3 protein-coding genes and 1 pseudogene are annotated in these 2,719 nt (G+C 69.4%); all 4 read right to left on the bottom strand.

The window, feature by feature from the left end:
- Window positions 1–178, bottom strand: a pseudogene (locus AIIKEEIJ_RS13605) (sugar phosphate nucleotidyltransferase); the annotation flags it as partial.
- Between the two features lie 498 nt (window positions 179–676).
- A complete protein-coding gene (locus AIIKEEIJ_RS13615) occupies window positions 677–883 on the bottom strand; it encodes a cold-shock protein (protein ID WP_003937832.1) in 207 nt (68 codons plus the stop codon).
- Window positions 884–1,150: 267 nt separating this feature from the next.
- Window positions 1,151–2,041 (bottom strand): 16S rRNA (adenine(1518)-N(6)/adenine(1519)-N(6))-dimethyltransferase RsmA, encoded by an 891-nt coding sequence (rsmA, locus tag AIIKEEIJ_RS13620; RefSeq protein WP_161995868.1) that lies wholly within the window; start codon window positions 2,039–2,041, stop codon window positions 1,151–1,153.
- A gap of 63 nt (window positions 2,042–2,104) precedes the next feature.
- The coding region (locus tag AIIKEEIJ_RS13625; protein ID WP_202917007.1) for a transglycosylase family protein at window positions 2,105–2,719 on the bottom strand (615 nt) is incomplete at its 5' end.

Here is a 2,719-nt window from a genome sequence, read left to right on the forward strand (position 1 = left end):
ACAACCCGGGCACCGCGAAGTTCGACTTCGGGGTGGCCGGCTTCTCCTCGAGCGAGAGCGCCCGGCCCTCGGAGTCGAACTCGATCACCCCGTAGGCCCTGGGATCGGAGACGCGGTAGGCGAACACCGCGCCGCCGTCGAGGTCGGCGAACCGGGTGAGCTGGGTGCCCAGGCGGGGGCAATGAAGCCGAAGCCCTTTTCGCCGTTGAACCACTTCACGGTACCTTCAACCATGTTCATTCCTAAGAAGATTCGGGAAGCACCAGGCTTCCCCACTCGTCGAGCGACACATCGCCGCTCGGGTCTGTCACTCGACGGTAGAAAACGATTCCGTGTGGGCTATCGCATCCGCTCGCGACCAGAAATGCGCGAGGGGTGAACCACGAACACTACCTAACGACCGAGTGCAAGTAGATCACATCGGCGCCCGCACCGCCAGTGATATAGCCGGAACTGCCACGAAACAGCGTTGTGCCGAAACGTTTTCGCAGGACACGACGCCGACGCCCGGATACGACGACGCCGGCCCACCGACACGAAGAGGGGCCGGTCCCTGCGGACCGGCCCCTCTTCACTGCTCGGATGCACCTCTCACGGCGGCACTTCCACGACGACCTCACGAGGCCGTCGGAGAAGGCACCTGCCCGGGGAACGCGCAGCGAGCGTTCGACCTACGTCAGCCGATGACGGTGACGCCGGTGGCCTGCGGGCCCTTCTGACCCTGGCCGACCTCGAAGCTCACGCGCTGGTTCTCCTCGAGGGTGCGGAAGCCGCGACCCTGGATCTCGGAGAAGTGCACGAAGACGTCCGCGGAGCCGTCGGCGGGGGCAATGAAGCCGAAGCCCTTTTCGCCGTTGAACCACTTCACGGTACCTTCAACCATTTTCAACCTCATACATCTCGGAAAGCCGTGCGGCCTTCATCTTTCGTCGAACGACACGACGTCGTCCGGGCCTGTCACTCGACGGCTGAGAAGGATTCCGTGGGAATTTCGCATCCGCTCGCAACTAGAAATGTGCGAGGGGTAAACCACGAACACACTACCTAACGACCGTGTACCAGTAGAGCACAGATCCGCCCGCCTGCCAAGCGCTGCGACGGAACCGACCTGCCCGGCGCCGTCACCGTGTGCCGGCCCTGCCCGGCGCCGTCACTGCGCGGCGGCGATCCGCACGAAGGCAGCGGCGTCCAGCTTCTCCCCCCGCGTCGACGGATCGATCCCGGCGGCGAGCAGGCGTCGCTCGGCCTCCGCGGCCGAACCGGCCCAGCCGCTCAGCGCTGCCCGCAGCGTCTTGCGGCGCTGCGCGAATGCGGCATCGACGACGGCGAATACCCTGCGGCGGTGCCCCTCGTCCGTGGGCCACGGCGGCTCGGCGTAGCGGTCGATGAGCACCAGCCCGGATTCCACCTGGGGCACCGGCCAGAAGACGGCCCGGCCCACCGACCCGGCGCGACGGACGTGGCCGAAGAAGCCGGCCTTGACACTGGGCACGCCGTACACGCGGCTCCCGGGTTCGGCGGCGAGCCGATCGGCCACCTCGGCCTGCACCATCACCAGAGCCGTGCGCAGCGAGTCGAATTCGGCGAACAAGTGCAGCAGCACGGGCACCGCGACGTTGTAGGGCAGGTTCGCGACGAGCGCCGTCGGGGTGGCCGGCAGGTCGGCCGGATACACCCGCATGGCGTCCTTCAGGACGACGTCGAGCCGCCCGGCGAGGTCGGGCGCGCGGTCGGCGACCGTCGCGGGCAGGCGCTCGGCGAGCCTGGGATCGATCTCCACGGCGACGACGCGGTCGACGACGTCGAGCAGGGCGAGCGTCAGCGAGCCGAGGCCCGGGCCGACCTCGAGCACCACGTCGTCGCGGCCCACGCCGGCGACCGAGACGATGCGGCGCACCGTGTTGGCGTCGTGCACGAAGTTCTGGCCGAGTTGTTTGGTCGGCCGGACCCCGAACTCCTCCGCGAGGGCGCGCACCTCGGCGGGACCGAGCAGGGCGGCACGACCGCGAGCGGTCACGTCGGAACCGTCGCGGGCGGTCACGTCGGAACCGTCGCGGGGGGTCGAGCCGGGGTCGCCGGGTGAGTGGTCTGGCACGTGCCGAACCTAACGCACGCCGATGCGGGACGAGCAGGACGGCCACGCTCCCCAGCCCTGGGCGCGCTGCATCCGGCTCGCGACGGCGATCTGTTCTTCCCGGGTGGCGAGGTCGGCACGGGGCGCATACTTCAGGCCGCCCTGGCGCTCCCAGGTGCTCTGGTCGAACTGCAGGCCGCCGTAGTAGCCGTTGCCGGTGTTGACGGCCCAGTCGCCGGTGGCTTCGCACTGCGCGAGGGCGTCCCAGGCGTCGCCGTTCTCGACGGGCGGCACCTCGGTTCCCGGCTTGGCGCCCACGCGCACGATGCGCGGCTGCGCCGGGGTGGTGACGACGGCGTCGATCTGTTCGCGGGTGGTCTCGACGCCGTCGACGGTGGTGACGGCGAAGGTGACGTCGTGCACGCCGGGCACGCCGGGGTTCTCGACGACCGTCCGGCTCATGTTCATGGTGGGATCCTCGATGCGCTGCTCCGGAGGCGCGAGCGGCTGAGTCTCGGTGACCCGGACCGTGCGCTGGCGGGTGACGCGGATCTCGAGGCCGTCGGTCAGCGCCGCATCGACCGCCGGCACCACCGAATCGGCCTGCTCGAGCGCCACCCCGTGCGCGGCCAGGAACTCCCCGAC

The sequence above is a fragment of the Rhodococcus sp. YH1 genome (genome assembly GCF_009939605.1).
GTDB lineage: Bacteria > Actinomycetota > Actinomycetes > Mycobacteriales > Mycobacteriaceae > Rhodococcus > Rhodococcus aetherivorans.